A 16,687-nucleotide genomic window follows, 5' to 3' on the forward strand; every position below is an offset into this window, starting at 1 on the left:
CCATGCATACAGGTTCTCACCTGCCCCCCTGAAATCAAGGTGCATTCCGCCCCCCTCCAGACCACTCAATGGGCTCGTGAGTTATCCACAAAAACTGGGGACAACTTACCGCATGGAAGTGCGATGCTTACCTGCCCAAAGACGAAACCTCGGGCTGCTCCATTTTTGAGCAACGCTGTCCGTGGCTCAACGCGCCCAGCCCAGATCACGAAGCACGAACCCCAGAGCCTCGATGGCAAAGGCACCATCAGCGTCCGTGACATCGCGGGTGCCCAGGCGCTGTTGCTCATTGGACTTACCCCTGGGGTGGAGCTTGCAGACCACATCTGCCGCCGCACGAAACAGCTTTGATTCCGGTGGCAGCTTCGCAATCAGCGCGCCAAGGTCTTTTTCAATGACCTTCGCATCCTCACCAGCGTCCAGATGAAGGTGCGCGGACAAGATCACGCCCATTGCATCCCGGCACAGATCCACCACCGTGATGCCGCTGGATCGGTGAGCCCCGTCCACCACCTTGATGACGGCGGCGCTTACGCGCTCTCGCGCTGCCGACGGAATGGCATCCAAGACGAGATCCGGCAGAAAGCCGAGGTTCGAGCGTGCACGCATCGTGACCAGGTCTTCATCATTGCCTGCACGCTCCACCGACACGATGTTCCAGACGGTGACGGCCGAGCCGGCCCCCAGCACCACCAGCGTGCGTGGCGTGGTCACCAAGCGTTGGCTCACATTGCCCATCGGGCTGAATGAGATCAAGGATTTTTTGAACCGGCCATCTGGCTCCTGACGACCAATGTCTTCAGCAACAACCGGGTGCTTGTGAACGCGCCAGTCGTCAGGCTGAGAACGCCCTGCTACCTCGTAGAACCTGCCACGCCGAATCCGGCTGACAGGGTCAAAGTAGTCTTCACGGAACACGCACGACGCATCCCGCAAGGCACCACTGGCAGGCACACGGCGCCAGTCTGCTTCGGCCTGGACAAACGTGGCGACAGACACCACAGGTGCAGGCGAGACGCCATGCCCGTAGTTGGAAAGGCCTTCATACATCAGCCAGGTATTGGGATCGAATGCAATCATGTGATGACAATGCCGCTTAGACAGAAGGCCGGTCCATCCAGCCTCCACTGGAAATCAGCCGGGAGATGCTGGCGTCAAATGCGCGCTTGAAATCCGGGTCAGAGGCGTACTGTTTGTACAAATCCAGTTCCCGCCTGCGCTCCATGCTGATGGCCTGCTGGATGATCTTCTCCAGGGCCAACTGCCTGTTCTGTGCATCGGGGTTGTCTTCAACCTGGGCACGGTAATCAACGTGCGCCACCACATGCTTGGCGATGTTGATGAACTTCACCCGTTGCTCTTCCGGAGTTGCTTCCCAGCCTGCAAAGTGGCGCTCGTTGAAGGTGCGCACAATGTCTTCCAACGGATCCTTATCGCCCTCCCCCATGTGCGCACCGCGCAGATTGGGGTTGGCTGGCTCTTGTTCAGCCTCGGATTCATCCAGGCCGATCTTGACCTCCAGACGCGAGCGCTCCAGGCCGTAGGTCGACAGGTCCACGCTGTTGAGCAACTCGTCCAGCTTGTCCTGATCGGGGTCTTTGACCTTCAGCTTGGGGATGAGGAACTTCAAGAACCAGTGCAGCATCTCCCAGTTCACGTTGTTGAACGGCAAGATGGCCGCCACCTGGGCATAGATCTTCACGAACTGCTTGGCCTTGATCTTGAAGTCGATGCGCTTTTCATCGTCAAGATCGGCATCAAACCGTGCCACCACCGCGTCAATGATGGGCGCCAGCTCCTCGGCCTGTGCGCTGGCAAAGAACTTCTCGTTGAAGCTCGTCACCTCACTCCAGTCGTAGATGCCAAAGGCATCAAGCGCATCCTTCAGGTCATGCAGCACGTTCACGTCGGTGGGCTCGCTCAGCGACGTGGCGGTGTAGAACGGATCGAAGGCGGCCTTGATGTCGTCCACCGAGTTATAGAAGTCCAGCACAAAGGTGTCGCGCTTGTCGAGCTTCCAGTTGCAGCGATTGAGGCGAGACAGCGCCTGAACCGCCAGCACGCCCTGCAGCTTCTTGTCCACGTACATGGTGTGCAGCATGGGCTCGTCAAAACCAGTCAGGTACTTGTTGGCCACCACCAGGATCTTGTAGTCATCCTTCTCGAACTCGTCGGGCAGGGCACGCACGGCGATGCCGTTGATGCTGTCTTCGGTGTACTTGACGCCGTCCACCGTCTTTTCGCCAGAGAACGCCACCAGCGCCTTGAACGGCGCGTTGGCTTCCTGCAAGGCGGTGCGGATGGCGAAGAAATAACGAATGGCACACTCGATGTTGCGGGTGACCACCATGGCTTTGGCCTTGCCCTTGAGCTTCTTGGCCTGCCACACACTGCTCATGAAGTGATCGACCATGATGCGGGCCTTCACTTCGATGGTCTTGGGGCTGGCTTCGACAAATGCCTTGAGCTTCTTGTGGGCCTTGGCGGTATCGAACAGCGGATTGCCTTCGACTGACTTCTGCACCTCGTAGTAGCTCTTGTACGTGGTGTACTTCTCCAGCACATCGAGGATGAATTTCTCCTCGATGGCCTGCTTCATTGAATACAGGTGGAAGGGGTAGAACTTGCCGTCGGCGCCTTGGCGGCCAAACTTTTCCAGCGTGGCAGGCTTGGGCGTGGCCGTGAACGCAAAGTAACTGGCGTTCTTGCTCATCTTGCGGCCCGCCATGGCAGCCAGGATCTTGTCCTGGATGTCCTCGGGCGCTTCGGCGTCTTCACCGCCAATGGCCTCGTTCAGGCTGTCGGCGCTCGTGCCGGATTGCGATGAGTGGGCCTCGTCAATGATCACCGCAAAGCGGCGGTCCGTCAGGGCCTCCATGCCTTCAACGATGCGCGGGAACTTCTGCACCGTGGTGATGATGACCTTCTTGCCGGCCTCCAGGTTGTACTTCAGCTCCTGCCCGCTCTCGCAGTGGGCCACGATGTTCTTGGTCTCGGAGAACAGCTTGATGTTGTCCTTGAGCTGGGTGTCGAGCACGCGCCGGTCTGTCACCACGACCACAGAATCAAACACATTGGCCGTGCCTGCCTGGTTGTACAACTCCACCAACTGATACGCCAGCCAGGTGATGGAGTTGGACTTGCCCGAGCCCGCCGAGTGCTGGATCAGGTAGCTCAGGCCCACGCCGTTCTGCTGGGCGTCGGCCAAGATGCGGCGGACCACATCCAGCTGCTGATAACGCGGGAAGTACAGCGCCTTGCGCTCCTTGCCGGTCTTCTTGTCCTTCTCAACCGTGAACTTGGCGAACTGCTCAATGATGTTGCTCAGGCTGCGACGCGCCAGGATCTCTTCCCACAGGTAGGCTGTTTTATAGCCGTTCGGGTTGACCGGATTGCCCTTGCCGTGGTCCACGCCCTTGTTGAATGGCAGGAAGTTGCTGTCCTTGCCAGCCAGGCGGGTGCACATGTAGACCTCGTCCGGGTCTGCGGCCAAGTGCACCAGGCAGCGGCCGAACTCGAAGATCGGCTCATTGGGATCGCGCAGGTTGTACTGCTTGTAGATGGCGTTCCAGACCGTTTGCCCGGTCCAGGGGTTCTTGAGCTCGATGGTGGCGATGGCCAGGCCATTGACGAACAGCACCATGTCGATGGACTTGAGGCTGTCGGTCTCGCTGTAGTGCACCTGCCGGGTGACGCTGAACACATTGGCCTCGTAGCGGGCCAGCACCTCGGGGTTGAGCTGGTTGTAGGGCTGGCGGTAGAGCAGATCGAAGTGGGCGTCGTCCACATCGAGCCCCTTCTTGAGCACGGCCAGCACGCTGTCTTTCTTGATCTTCTTGCTGAGCCGCTCCAGCACCAGGCGCTGCCAGTTGGGGCGGTCTTTGAGCTTGGCCACCTCCTGGGGTTGGGTGGATTCCAGAAACTCCCAGAACAGCTGGCGATCGACCGCGAAGGTCCGGTCAAAGTCAGCCGGGTTGCCAACGCGATAGCCATCCTTGACCAGGGCTGTTTCGATGTGCGTTTCAAGCGCGGCTTCGTTGGTTTGACTGACCATGGTTCCCCTAAACTTTAATTTTTCCGCTGATTGTTTCGGCGATCAAAACGTTCTTCATTTCCTTCAGCGCTGCAATTTCTTTATTGATCCCTGCGATCAACCCTGCAAATCTAACCTTCACGTCATGGCAATGCGCCAAGATGGCATCCTGCTCTTGCAGAGGAGGAACCAGCAATGGCAGGTTGCCAAGCTTAGTCTTGTTGGTTGAAGCCAAATTGGTTGTCTTGTTTGCCGTGGTCGTGAAATAGCGTCTGGCATACGGCACGCTGGTGATCAGACTGACGAATTCAGGTCGAACCTTGCAAAGCACACGCACGGCGAAGACATGATTCTGATGCAAGCAGTCTTCTATCTCCCCGTACCAGCAGTTTCCTCGGCCTAGCTTGTCAATGTCGCCGCCTTCGGTGACAAGAATGTCACCTGTACGCAGAAGATAGTTCTTTGCCTCTCGAACGGGCATGGTGATTTCGGTGACTTCCGAGAGATCGATATAGCCGTCCTGAACGTTCGCAACGCGCAGATATGGATACCGCTTGGCCCCTCGCAGCTGAGCGTAGTTTTTCCCCAGGGTCAATCCACTTTGGACCGCCGAGACATGCTTGAGCGGCACCGACTCCCAGTGCTGAGGGATGACCCCCAACCATTCGACATCACTGTCTCTCAACGCAACGTTTGGCTGAAGACCGCGAGTCACGGCCTGATTGATTTGAATACCGCGCTGTTCTGCAAGTAGTTCGATCAGGCGCTCTTTCTTGGCGATGGCCGCATCGACCTCAGCGGTCTTTTGATCAAGGAAAGCAACGATGCAATCTTGCTCGTCGAGTGGCGGAACCAACGTCGACAGCTGCTTGAATTCTTGCCAGTACAGGCGCTTGCGAAAGTCCGTTATGCCCTTGGATGCCCGGTTCATTTCGCCGATGAGCCAGTCCGTGCGGTACAGGTACTCAAAGTAGGCAGGGTTCAACGCAGCGGTCGGCGCGGCCACCACGTAGGCAGGGCTGACCAAGCCATCCGTGCGAACCGCCCCAATGGCGCCCTGCCAGGCACGCATCATGTTGTACGCAACGTCGCCAGGGCGAACGCGTTTGTAGCTGGTGCGATCGGTCATGCGCGTTCTGGTGCGGGCGTTCTCTTCTTCGTTCTGCTCGTCGTCTGAAACACCCGTGTGCAGGGAAACTGACAGCACCGGTAGGCCATCCTCGCCAGCTTCTTGGCGCTCCCTGAAGAGGGCACGATTGGCCACGACCTGCCAGTGAGATGGCACATCCGCCAACCAATCCAGGCTGCTGGGCTTGTACTGTTCGTACCGCCGCATCACTTGCCCGCCTTCTTGCTGGCGACAGGCAGGCTGCCATCTTGACCACCCGCCACGGCGCTCTCGGCATTGCGCAAACCCGTCAGGAACACATAGTGCGACCACGACAGTTCAGCCAGAAACCCCGAGGGGCTCGATTCGTCAGACGCTGTCTGACGAATTTCGGGATGGCGCTCCGCGTAGGCCTGGTAGAACAAACGGCAGTTCTTGAGGTTGGTGGCCGAGAAGCCGCGCCCAAAGCGGGCGGTCAACTCAGAGGCCAGTCCGTCCAGCAGGCTCTGGCCATAACCCGCCCTATCTTGCCCGCCCTGCAGTGCCTGCACAATCTCGCGCCCGATCAGCCAGTAGGCCAGCACCATCTCGCTGTTGACCGTGCGCGCGACGCGCTGGCGCGCATCTTCCAGGATGGTGACGACACGGCCCAGCAACTCGCCTGGCAAGGCCGCTGCCTGGGGCGCCACAACCTTGCGCGGGCTCATGCCCCTGGCCCCACAAAAGCCACCAAGGCCTTGAGCAGGCCATCCGTCTCGGCTTCCAGGGCCAGGATTTCCTGGGTCACCGCTTCCAGGCTGCGCAATGGCTTGTGCTGGTAGAAGTATTTGTTGAAGCTGATTTCATAGCCGATGACCGTCTTGTCCAGCGCGATCCAGGCCTCGTCCACATGAGGGCGCACTTCCTTGATGAAGTAATCGTGGATGACGCCAGAGGCGGGCAGGCTGGCGTCCAGTGAGAGCGGCACGTTTTCGGTGTCGCGCAACTCGCTGTCAGGTTCGTACTCGATGTACTCGCCCGCCTTGGCCGCTTTCTTGACGCCCTTGGTTTCAGCGGCGGCCTGCACCTCTGCTGGCCAATAGCCATGGTCGGCCAGCTTGTCGGCCGTGGTTTTCAGTTCGGCCAACAAGTCCTTGAGCTTGGCTGCGGTGAGCTGGTGTCGCTTCTTGATCACCTTGGCTGCGCGCGGGTCTCGCCAGCTCACGGCGTTCAGGATCTGCTTGCGCTCGTTCGCAGCAAGCTTGAGGCCCAAAGCTTTGATGGCATCGTCCACCAGGGCTTCGAACACATTGAAATCAAGGTGCTCCGCACTGCCGATCACCCCAGCCAATTGCTGAGCGGCTTGCATGATGGATCGCTGCGCCAGCCAAGTGGTCTCAGACAACAGCTCTTTGCGGCTCTTGGGCGAAAGGGTGATTTCTTCGCGCTCAAGGTGGTTCTCAATGGCCTCGGCATGGGCCTTCAGGCCGGTATAGACCTCTTCGCCATACTTGCCGTGCACCCATTCCATGATCTCCTGCATGCCCGGCGTGTAGCGCAAGGTGGCCATGCGCTCGGGTGTGAACTGGGCTGCCAACCGCAATGGGCGCTCCACCGTGACTTTGTAATAGCCGAAGTCCCGGTTGTGGAAGACCTTCGAGATGCCATCCGCCGGCATGGTCAGGTACAACTGGGTGATCTGCTCAATGTGCTCGTCGGTGAACTCGCAGTTCTTCTCTCCCAGGTTCTTGCGCAGTTTCTGGAACAGGTTGGACGCGTCGATCAACTGCACCTTGCCCTGGCGCTTGGCAGGCTTGTTGTTCGTGAGCAGCCACACGTAGGTGGTGATGCCGGTGTTATAGAACAGGTTGTTGGGCAGCTGGATGATGGCTTCGAGGTAATCGTGCTCGATCAGGTGGCGGCGGATGTTGCTCTCGCCACTGCCTGCATCACCGGTGAACAGGGCCGAGCCGTTGTGGACCGATGCAATGCGCGAGCCGGCAAACCGCACAGGGCTGTCGGCACGACGCTTCATCTTGTCCACCATCTCCATCAGAAACAGCAACTGCCCATCTGAGGAGCGAGGGATGGCCGGGTAAAAATCAAAGCGCTCGCCCGTGTAGTCGGACAGGTTGACCTGGAAGCGGTGGTCAATGACTTCCTTGCCTTCAACAATGCTCTTCTGGTCGCTCTTCCATGACTTGCCGTAGGGCGGGTTCGTCAACATGAAGTCGAAGCGCTTGCCAGAGAAATCGTTGGTGGCCAGCGTCGAGCCAAAGCGGATGTTCTCGGGGTCGTTGCCCTTGATCATCATGTCGGACTTGCAGATGGCATAGGTCTCGGGGTTGACCTCCTTGCCGTACAAGAAGACGCCCACCTTGGCCTTGATCTCGCCTTCAGGGTCGGTCACGAAGTCCTGGGACTCGGTCAACATGCCACCGCTGCCGCAAGCGGGGTCGTAAATGGTCAGCGGGTTGGGAAGCTGATCCTTGACGGGGATGAACACCAGGTTCGTCATCAGCTTGATGACCTCACGCGGCGTGAAGTGTTCACCGGCCTCTTCGTTGTTCTCTTCGTTGAACTTGCGGATCAACTCTTCGAACACGTAGCCCATGCCCAGGTTGGACAAGCCAGGCTGTGTGCGGCCATCCGGGCCCTTGCGATCATCCGGGCTGAGGTTGATTTCTTCGGAGACGAATTTTTCGATGACGTCGTGGAGCACGTCGGACTGCGCCATCTTGCGGATCTGGTTGCGCAGGTCGAACTTGTCGACGATTTCCTTCACGTTGTCCGAAAACCCGTCGAGATAATTCTTGAGGTTGGCTTCCAGTTGCGTGGGGTTGCCCAGCAGGCTCTTGAGCGTGAACTTGGACGTGTTGTAGAAGACGTAGCCAGACGCATCGCGCAGGCCGTGCGGGTCCAGATCAGCCATCGCCGCGTCTTCTTGCTGGAACCGCACTTCTTCGAGCACACCCGCCTTGCTCGGCTCAAGCAAGCAGTCCAGGCGGCGGAGAACGAACATAGGCAGGATCACGTCACGGTATTTGCCCCGTACAAAAACGTCGCGCAAGCAGTCATCTGCAATGGACCAGATGAACGAGACGATCTTGTTATGTGCTGCGTGATCCATAAATACCTGGGAAATCGGGGGAAATCGCGATGGGCATGATTTTCCACCGAGCCAAGGCTCGATTGGATCACTGAATGTCTGGGGCTTGCGCCATACAGCAACGCCCAACTGCTCGGAATCGCTGGACGAGAGCCCCGGAGACTTGACACTGTATAAATCCACATGGAAAATGTGATAAAACGCTACCTGTAGTGTTTTTTACCCCACCCAGACACTAAATAGCGCCTGCCACAAGTACACCTCATGTCAGCACCTGCCCCCTGTTCAGCGTCGCAGCCAGATCAAAACAAGGTATTCCAAGTCCTTGCGCTTTCAGGCGGCGGCTACAGAGGCCTGTACACCGCAAAAGTGCTTGCAGACATCGAGCAGGAGCTCCAGGGGCCCATCGCAACCAAGTTCGATCTGATCACAGGCACCTCGATTGGCGGGATCTTGGCGCTGGCCCTCGCATTGGAAATCCGGGCGCAAACGATGGTTGACCTCTTCGTCAAGCACGGCGAGGATATCTTCAAAAAGCGCTGGTCTTTTCTGGGAATGGTGCGCGCACCCTATTCGCCCGCATCGCTCAAGGCGCAGCTTGAGGCCCCCGAAGTCTTCGGCGACCGACTCCTGGGCGCTTGCCTTCACCCCGTGATGGTCCCCTCCATCAACTACACAACGGGTGAGCCTGTTGTCTTCAAGACGGGGCACCACCCCACGTTCAAACGAGACCACAAACATCGCCTGGTGGACATCGGGCTTGCGACCAGTGCTGCGCCGGCCTACTTTCCGCGTCATGTGTTCAATGGGGGGCAGTATGTCGATGGTGGGTTGTTCGCGAACTCACCGGGACTGCTCGCGCTCCATGAATCGCAGCATTTCTTCGGTAGAGATATCAAGCACATCCGCATGCTGAGCATCGGGACGATGTCGTCGAAGTTCACCGTTGACCCTCGGCACAACCGGCAAGGTGGCGCCTACGACTGGGGTGGCTGGAACCCCAGCAACATGCCCAAGAGGCTCTTTGGGTTGTCCATCTCCGCACAAGAGGTTCTGACTGACAAGGTGCTGGAGCACCGTCTGGAAAACCGATACCTGCGCATCGATGACGACCTGTTCGATGAACGTGCCCGAGCGGTCGCGCTTGACAAGGCCGATGCCCACGCACGTGAGGTGCTGCTCGGCGCCGCCATTGAGCGCTCGAAACGATGCATCAGTGACCCACGTCTACTGGCTTTCTTGGAACACTCGCCACCCAAGTCAGTCTTCTTTCACGGCGAACACGCATCTCCTTGACCGGGGTCTCTCATGCTGAAACTCAATCGACTGCTGTTCGCCACTTCCGAGACCGATGTCTTCATCGACCGCCTCGCCCCCACCCCACATCAACGGGAGACCTTGGTTCAGGCCAAGAACGACATTCGGGATCATCTGCGGCCACGCATTCGAGCGGCGACAGTAGCCGTGCTCGGCATGGACAAGGCAGTCGACCCAAAATTCCGCACCCAAGGCTCCTGGTCGTATAGGACCTGCATCCAGCCAGCATGGCAGCCACCCCAGGAAATGGATTGGGACTTCGGTGTGTACTTGCCGGTCACGGTTTGGGAAGACAATGGCCCGCCGCACAAGATGGCGAAGCTCTACTTCACGCTGGTGGAGAAACTGCTGGCGGACCTTTGCACGGACAAGGGTTGGGAACTGATCACCGGCAAGGACACCTGCATCAGGATCCAGATCAACAACTGGGCGCACATCGATATCCCTTTGTACGCTGCACCTGAAGAAGAGTTCGCGACGATCCTTGAAAAGTCCTTCTCCGCTCAGTTGACGCTTGACTCGGCGCGTGGCGCCCTGGTTGAGAATGCGGCGTTCGGCGAGATCGCAGAACAAGAGTGGGCCGACCTGGATCACATCGTCATGGCGACGCGGTCTGGCGAATGGAAATCATCAGACCCTGAAGCTGTCTCGAAGTGGTTCCTTGACCGGGTGAAGGAACATACCGATCAGCTGCGCCGGGTGTGTTGCTACCTCAAGGCTTGGCGTGACCTGCATTGGAAAGCTGGCGATGGGCCCACGTCCGTTTGCATCATGGTGGCCGTCGCACAGAAGTTCGAAGCGATCCGTGGTCGTGACGATCTGGCTTTGGAGGCGGCGTCCAAGACCCTCGCCAACGCTTTGCGCGGAGACATCCGTGCGCCAGGCATTGACGAAGGCAAGGAAGACTTCAACAAGCGCTTGAATCCGGCGCAACGGGAAGAGGCTTCAGCCATGGCCATCACCCTGGCGCAGCAAATTCAGGCGGCGCGGCTGAAGCCCTTGCACGCGCCGGGTGATGCCATCGACATCATCCAAAGCCAACTTGGTTTGCGCATCCCAATGCGGACCGATCTGATCGAGCCAGACAGCGGCAATGATGCGGTGAGAAGCGTGCCTGCTCGTGAGGTCAGCCGCCCGATCGTCAGAGCCACCACGGCTGGCTGATGACCCCGAATGATGCGCAGCTGACCGACGCCCTGCGGTTGCTTCGCACGCGTGGCTTTGAGCCTGCAGGCAACCGTGCTGGCACGCGTTCTTTTGAGGGCGATTTGCCTTGCCGTGGTGGCAATGTGCGCGTTCGGCTGAGCATCACGGACTGGGACTTTCTGCGTTATCCATCGATCATCGTGCTCGATGGCACCGACGGTTTCCCTCCCCTCGTTCCGCACCTGACTGCCGAAGGATGGCTTTGCTACTTTGCAGCAGGATCAGTTGTCCTTGATCGCTACAACCCAGCTGAAGCACTCGCTCAGTGTCTTGACCAGGCCAAGCTGGTACTTGAACAAATTCGCTTTGATGCGGACTATCGCAGGGGCGACATCCAAGACGAATTCATGGTGCATTGGCTCAATGGCCAATCGACGGCCATCTGGGATGTGCTCATTGGCACCGTCGCACCCGGTGCCACCTGTACCAACTACTGGCTCGTCGACATCAACGGCGTGCCGACCGCATTGATCGCAGACTCAGAAAAGGAAGTTGCTGCCTTCGCTGGAGCACTCGGTGCTTCAGCTCCCGAAAAGACAACCTGCCCGTGCTGGCTGTTCCAAACCGACGTGCTTCCTGTTGTGCCGGATGTCATGCCATCAACCGTGAAAGCGTTATTCGCCTGGCTAAAGGCGTGGGACAAGGGCATCTCGAACGGCGTTCAGCGCATCCTGGAGAAGGAGCCCCGATACCTCGAATACAAGCAAGCGACCTTTGCCGTAAAAACGCCCATCGGCTGGCTCGGATTCGGCTTCGATCTCGACCAAATCCAACGGCTGGGCGCCATCAAGAAGCCGCGGCTTTACAAACAGCACCTCCACGGCAAAGGCGGCACACGCGGCATCATGCGATTGTCCATTTCGGAGTTCGGGCCTGCGTTCGTCCACAGTCGAAACTTGACTTTCAAGGACCTCAGCGGCCGGCAGATCAAGGTTGTGGGATGCGGTGCGATTGGCTCCTATGTCGCTCTATCTCTGGTTCGACTTGGCGCTGGAGCAAATGGTGGAAAGTTGATGTTGATCGACCCCGACAAACTCAAACCGGAGAACATCGGAAGGCATGTGTTGGGCTATCCAGCACTGTTCAAATCCAAGGCGACCGCCTTGCGTGATGAACTTGTTCGCCAGTTCCCTTTCTCCACCATTGACGCGAGTCCGACTGACGTCCGTGGCGTTCCTGCCTTGTTCTCCGCCGATTTGGTGATCGATGCCACTGGCGAAGAGTCTGTGAGCGAGTTTCTCAATGCCCGCAGAATTGCCGAGGCGACGAAAACACCTTTGTTGCACGCGTGGATCAAAGGGAATGGGCAGACTGTTCAGACACTTTGGGTTCAAGGCAGCAAAGGGGGATGCTTCCGGTGCCTGCGCTTGGCAGATCACAAGAACTACAGAGAAGAAAGATTCAAGGTCCTTAAAGAGGACCCCGTGCGCAGACTCATCGGGTGCACCGGCTTTACGCCATATGGTGTTGCGGCGCCGATGCATGCCGCGACATTGGCCACTGAAACCATCCTTGACTGGTTGCAGCGCGATAGCCCAAGCCCCCGGTTTCGCACCCGCTCAATTGCGAGCGCCGACGTGTTCGAAGTCAAGAACCAGGATCTCACCCGCCTGGCCGCCTGCCCAGCGTGCGGTACCAATGATGTTGCGATCCCAGCCGTACGGTAGCACTGAGGCACGGGTTCTCATTGAGCCCAAAGTTCTCGCTCGTCTGTCCATCTACAGGCAACTGCGGCCCCGAGACCCTGAGTCGGGTGGAATCCTCTTGGGATACCGGCGAGGAGAGCACCTGCATGTTGTTGACGCCACCGAGCCCCATCCACACGATCGCCGGAGCCGCTTTGGATTCCACCGTAAGGAGTCGTACCACCAGTCCATGGCTGTCAGGAAATGGACTGAAAGCGGCCAGAAGATGGACTACCTCGGGGAGTGGCATACGCATCCAGAGCAGCTGCCAACGCCTTCATCAACCGACATCAGAAGCTGGCTGGACATCACCGACAACAAGACCAATCCCATGGTGTTTCTAATCATCGGTATCTCCAATGTCTGGGTGGGTGTCGGGCTTGGTAGCGGCCACAGATCAACCGACTTGCTGGTGCCATGAGCGCATGCATGCGTGGACAACGCCACCGTCAATCGACGGGATTTGGGGGGCTTCTTCGCATGGATAACACGCCGTGAGGCTCAAGTCATGTTGATTTGGCACCATCTCTCCAGCAGACTGAAAGGGCTACCTGTGGACATCGCGTTCACGAAGCCTTCAATGGAGATTTCGGTCTCCCTGAAGTCCAGCCATGCTGGCGTCGCAGTCGTCACCTGCCTTGTAGAAGCTGAACCTCGGTTCAGCTCGGCCATGTCAATGGCCTTGTGCCTCGTTCAGCCCTCATGCTGAACACCGTGTCATCGGCGCACCTCACCGTGCCGCCGCCGAGCCGCTTCAACCGCCAAGGCTGAAGCATCCCAAGTTGGGGAACCACCATGTTCCCCACCGGGACGAGGCGTTCCCCTTCACACCCTGAAGGAGAACGTCATGAACGCATGCCCTCATGCGACAAGGGAAACGCGCGCCATTTGCGTGCTGTTGGGTGGCTCCGGGCTTGCCCGCGAGCCTGTGATCCATCCTGCAGTGCTACCCGCATTGCTGAAGCCTGCGCCGCCTGTCTCGCGACAGGTCGAACAGGTCATGGCTTACCGTGCTGCCGCCTGAACCACTTCACTGTGGTCCAGCATCAGCACATCGATACCGTGGCGATTGACCTCGCCCACAGTTCGGGTCGAACACGAAATGACGCGTAGACCTCCCCGGTCTCGCCCAACTTGTGTTCACCCGCGTTCGCATCCCATTGAAGTCAAGCCCGATTGATCGGGAGCCCTCGACTTCATGGGATGTGAACCGTCTTTCATGTGCCTCGGCCATTCGGCTGTGCTGCACTTCCACGCAACCCTTTGGGGGAGTCCACCGTCTCCCCGCCGGGATAGGTGTGCCTTCCTCCTTTCTGGAGTTCACACCATGAATCATGAAGCGTCTCGCGCTCGCCCCAAACGCAGCTGTGTCGAGATTGAGGAGTCTCGTGCCTGGATGGGCTTTTACCGCCGCGTGGGTCAGGACCCCGTCATGGCCGCCGAAGTCATGGCCCAGTTGGAAGCTGATCCACTGATGAAGCGCAACCACCTGGCCCTGTACCTGTGCTGCAAGCAATCCTTGCGGACACACAAAGCCACAGCCGCACGCAACAGGCGCATCGGTCAGTTCGTGCGTTGGCTGTTCCATGGCGTTTTTGTTGCGCCAGCTTTGGCACTTCGCCACATGCTGCGCCAAGGCGGCGACATCGCCGTTGAATGCCTGCCACCCACGGCCAACGAACCGGCTGCGACCCAAGTCAAGCGCCTGAAGAAAGCGCCTGAGTTTGCCCAGGCTCAATCGTCTTTTGAAGCTCAAGCTCCTGTGCCCAAGGACGCGCCATCCGCCACGTCGGGAGAGCCGTCAAAGCCCAATGCTGTGTCTCAGACAGCCTGATTCCCCGCACGTCAAGACCACCGCGTCTTGACCGTGCCGGGGCCAGCGCCCTGGCCCTGCCCAGATCGACCCACGCGCCTGCCCACCTGCTGGTGGTGCATGCCGCGTCCTCCCCCATTTCGCCTGCATCTGCCCGAGTGGCAGTGCGGCACACCCACGGAAGGAATTTCCCATGACCACTGCAACCGACGCCTTGTGCGCCATCGAGAAGCGTGCCCACCGGGCCATCGTGCAGGAACTGCGCTTGCTGATCAAGGAAGTGCAGGCCCTTCAGCCTGGCCTGGCAGGTGATGACAGCGCACATGCCCATGCACTGCTGCTGAAGCTGGAGCACCTGCGACAAAGCCAAGTGGTGGACAGCGTCTGCGATCAGCCCCCTATCCGGTTGGCCGCGCAAGGCTGATACCGACCTGATAGCGACACAACACGCCTGCGGGGCCACGGCCCGAGCGGCGGTGCGTCCCCAGGCTTCCACACAAGGAATCCTCATGACCACCGTCACACTCAACCTGGAGCAAAAGCTCTATGTCATCACGGAGCGATCAGGCCACAGTTGCTTTGGCTTTGACAATGCTCGCGATCATGCCAACCAGATCGCACAGCAACTCGACCAAAGCCACCTGGCCTTTGCGCCAGGCGACTACGCCACGCTGGCGGGCTATCAGAAATACCTGATGGCCACAGCCGCATGGGGCCGCTCCCCACTGAGCCAACGCACCTACTTTGCGCCCGGGACCGATCCCAAGGCTGCCAAGGTGCTGGAGTCCTATCGCCGAACTGGCGAGAAGATCCGCCTGATACTGGGCGACCTCGCCACGGGTGAACCGTGGCTTGACGAGCATGGCGTGGTCGGCCGCATTGGTCGATCTGGCGGCATGCTCAAAATCCCCCTGCTGGTCGAGCCTGGCGAGTCAGGCGGCGGCGCCATCTTGACCGACTGCATCCTGTGCCTGGTGGACTGGCAGACCGGCAACACACCGTATCGGCATCCAGCCTATCGAGAGGCCAACTTGAGCCTGTCGCCCAATGAATGCCCTGACCTGCCATGGGCCGTGAGGCGAGGCAGCGATGCCATCGCTTGTTTCGCGGACATCGGCAAGGCCGCTGCCTACCTGGCCTTCATGCGCGGCGCCACCATCGAGCCACGTGTCTTTGCTTGATGAACCGCCAGGCGGCGTGCGCATTGCTACGCCACTGAGCGGCATTGCCGGTACTCGCGGTCGATCAGCCAATGCAGAAACTGGGTGTCCCTGGAGACGCCCCAATAGTGCGCCTTGCATTGCGCGATGTAGGCATCCAGGTCAGCCAGCGTGCGGATGCCGACAGGCTCCAAATCGGTGATCAGCTTGAAGCGCTCAATCTCTCGCCGAGTGAGCCGGATATGGAGGCCAAAACGGATCATGGTCGTGCTCGTTGCATGAGATCAAGTCGCCATCTTGGCGAAATTTCAGGCCCGTGTCACGGCTTTGGCCACCCACTGAGACAAGATTTCTGTACTGAACTTCAGGTGACATTCAGCTGTCACCAAGCCTTGCATTTCGCAATGCCCCGATTCCATGGCCCCTTGTCCATGGCATGCAGCGGTCAAGGCTTGAACGCTTGCGGCCATCACAACACACTGCCCGCTGCTACCTGCATTCCATCGCGGAATGCGCTCCCGACCTTGCGTCGGCGTCGCAGTCGTCACCTGCCTCATTGACCGTGCTGGCCACGCGTCAGCACATCCCGAGCGGGAACATCCATCCCCTCGGGAGAGGACGTTCCCGCTTTTCCTTTTTGTGAAGGAGAAATCCGTGAATGTCACCCACTTGTCCCGTGCCGAACTGGCCAGCGAGCTGCTGGCCACACCTGTTCGCCAAGTTTCCCCCACCCAACCCTGCGCTTGCGATGCGGCGGCGGCCTACAAGGCCTTCGAGCACTCGCCGTCCGAGCTGGCCCACAAACTCAGCATCGCGCGCGAACTGCTGCTGCGCGACATGCGCACCAAGATGCTGGATGGCCCGATCATGGCCTCACCCCAGGTTGTCAAAGACTGGCTATGCATGTACTGCGCTGGCTTGGAGCACGAGGTGTTCCTGGTGCTGTACCTGAACGCCCAGCATGTTCTGATCGAGGCTGAAGAGATGTTCCGGGGCACATTGACCCAAACGTCTGTTTACCCTCGTGAGGTCGTCAAAAGCGCGCTGGCCCACAACGCGGCATCCGTTTTGTTGGCCCATAACCACCCGAGCGGTCAATTGTCGCCAAGCAGTGCAGACGAACTCTTGACCCAGACGCTGAAATCCTCTTTGATGATGGTGGACGTGCGCGTGCTCGACCATTTCGTCGTAGGAGGCGACCGCATCCTGTCTTTTGCGGAACAGGGCTTGCTGTGAATAGGGCAGCCACATCCTCCCAACAGCCACCACCTTGTCAT

The 16,687-nt window shown here is 58.9% G+C and carries 14 protein-coding genes; 8 read left to right on the top strand and 6 right to left on the bottom strand.

What is annotated here, in order from left to right; all coding sequences use genetic code 11:
* Nucleotides 1–186: 186 nt before the first annotated feature.
* Genes EIP75_RS14515 through EIP75_RS14535 form a run of 5 tightly spaced genes read right to left on the bottom strand, consistent with a single transcriptional unit; the run spans nt 187 to nt 8,250 of the window.
* Entirely contained in the window at nt 187–1,080 is an 894-nt protein-coding gene (locus EIP75_RS14515; RefSeq protein WP_125244009.1) for a hypothetical protein, read from the bottom strand.
* A 16-nt stretch (nt 1,081–1,096) separates the two neighbouring features.
* Nucleotides 1,097–4,054: a type I restriction endonuclease subunit R gene (locus tag EIP75_RS14520; protein WP_125244010.1), complete on the bottom strand. Its 2,958-nt coding sequence runs from the start codon at nt 4,052–4,054 to the stop codon at nt 1,097–1,099.
* A gap of 7 nt (nt 4,055–4,061) precedes the next feature.
* Nucleotides 4,062–5,369, bottom strand: coding sequence for a restriction endonuclease subunit S (locus tag EIP75_RS14525; protein ID WP_125244011.1), 1,308 nt, complete (start codon nt 5,367–5,369; stop codon nt 4,062–4,064).
* Nucleotides 5,369–5,848, bottom strand: a complete 480-nt coding sequence (locus EIP75_RS14530; RefSeq protein WP_125244012.1) for a DUF1016 N-terminal domain-containing protein — start codon at nt 5,846–5,848, stop codon at nt 5,369–5,371. The genes EIP75_RS14525 and EIP75_RS14530 overlap by 1 nt, the downstream gene beginning before the upstream one ends.
* Nucleotides 5,845–8,250: a type I restriction-modification system subunit M gene (locus EIP75_RS14535; protein WP_125244013.1), complete on the bottom strand. Its 2,406-nt coding sequence runs from the start codon at nt 8,248–8,250 to the stop codon at nt 5,845–5,847. The genes EIP75_RS14530 and EIP75_RS14535 overlap by 4 nt, the downstream gene beginning before the upstream one ends.
* Nucleotides 8,251–8,493: 243 nt before the next feature.
* On the opposite strand from EIP75_RS14535, the gene EIP75_RS14540 reads away from it, so the two are divergent.
* From EIP75_RS14540 to EIP75_RS14570, 7 genes are all read left to right on the top strand, one after another.
* Nucleotides 8,494–9,525 (top strand): CBASS cGAMP-activated phospholipase, encoded by a 1,032-nt coding sequence (locus EIP75_RS14540; RefSeq protein WP_125244014.1) that lies wholly within the window; start codon nt 8,494–8,496, stop codon nt 9,523–9,525.
* A gap of 12 nt (nt 9,526–9,537) precedes the next feature.
* Nucleotides 9,538–10,710 carry a CBASS cGAMP synthase gene (locus tag EIP75_RS14545; protein ID WP_125244015.1) on the top strand — a complete coding sequence of 391 codons (1,173 nt, stop codon included), beginning with the start codon at nt 9,538–9,540 and terminating at the stop codon, nt 10,708–10,710.
* Complete coding sequence (locus EIP75_RS14550) at nt 10,710–12,419, top strand: ThiF family adenylyltransferase (protein ID WP_125244016.1); 1,710 nt, start codon at nt 10,710–10,712, stop codon at nt 12,417–12,419. The genes EIP75_RS14545 and EIP75_RS14550 overlap by 1 nt, the downstream gene beginning before the upstream one ends.
* The gene (locus tag EIP75_RS14555) at nt 12,394–12,858 is read left to right on the top strand and encodes a Mov34/MPN/PAD-1 family protein (protein ID WP_233584890.1); all 465 of its coding nucleotides are present in this window, start codon (nt 12,394–12,396) and stop codon (nt 12,856–12,858) included. Before EIP75_RS14550 ends, EIP75_RS14555 begins: the two co-directional genes overlap by 26 nt.
* 1,011 nt (nt 12,859–13,869) lie before the next feature.
* Nucleotides 13,870–14,271, top strand: a complete 402-nt coding sequence (locus EIP75_RS14560; protein ID WP_233584872.1) for a hypothetical protein — start codon at nt 13,870–13,872, stop codon at nt 14,269–14,271.
* Between the two features lie 172 nt (nt 14,272–14,443).
* A complete protein-coding gene (locus tag EIP75_RS14565; protein WP_125244018.1) occupies nt 14,444–14,674 on the top strand; it encodes a hypothetical protein in 231 nt (76 codons plus the stop codon).
* Nucleotides 14,675–14,759: 85 nt separating this feature from the next.
* Nucleotides 14,760–15,431, top strand: coding sequence for a hypothetical protein (locus EIP75_RS14570; protein WP_125244019.1), 672 nt, complete (start codon nt 14,760–14,762; stop codon nt 15,429–15,431).
* A gap of 26 nt (nt 15,432–15,457) precedes the next feature.
* Here the strand turns inward: EIP75_RS14570 and EIP75_RS14575 are convergent, their stop codons facing one another.
* A complete protein-coding gene (locus EIP75_RS14575; RefSeq protein WP_125244020.1) occupies nt 15,458–15,673 on the bottom strand; it encodes a hypothetical protein in 216 nt (71 codons plus the stop codon).
* Between the two features lie 391 nt (nt 15,674–16,064).
* On the opposite strand from EIP75_RS14575, the gene EIP75_RS14580 reads away from it, so the two are divergent.
* Complete coding sequence (locus EIP75_RS14580; protein ID WP_233584873.1) at nt 16,065–16,646, top strand: JAB domain-containing protein; 582 nt, start codon at nt 16,065–16,067, stop codon at nt 16,644–16,646.
* The last annotated feature ends 41 nt before the right edge of the window (nt 16,647–16,687 follow it).

It is taken from the genome of Aquabacterium soli (assembly GCF_003933735.1).
GTDB classification, from domain to species: Bacteria; Pseudomonadota; Gammaproteobacteria; order Burkholderiales; family Burkholderiaceae_C; genus Aquabacterium; species Aquabacterium soli.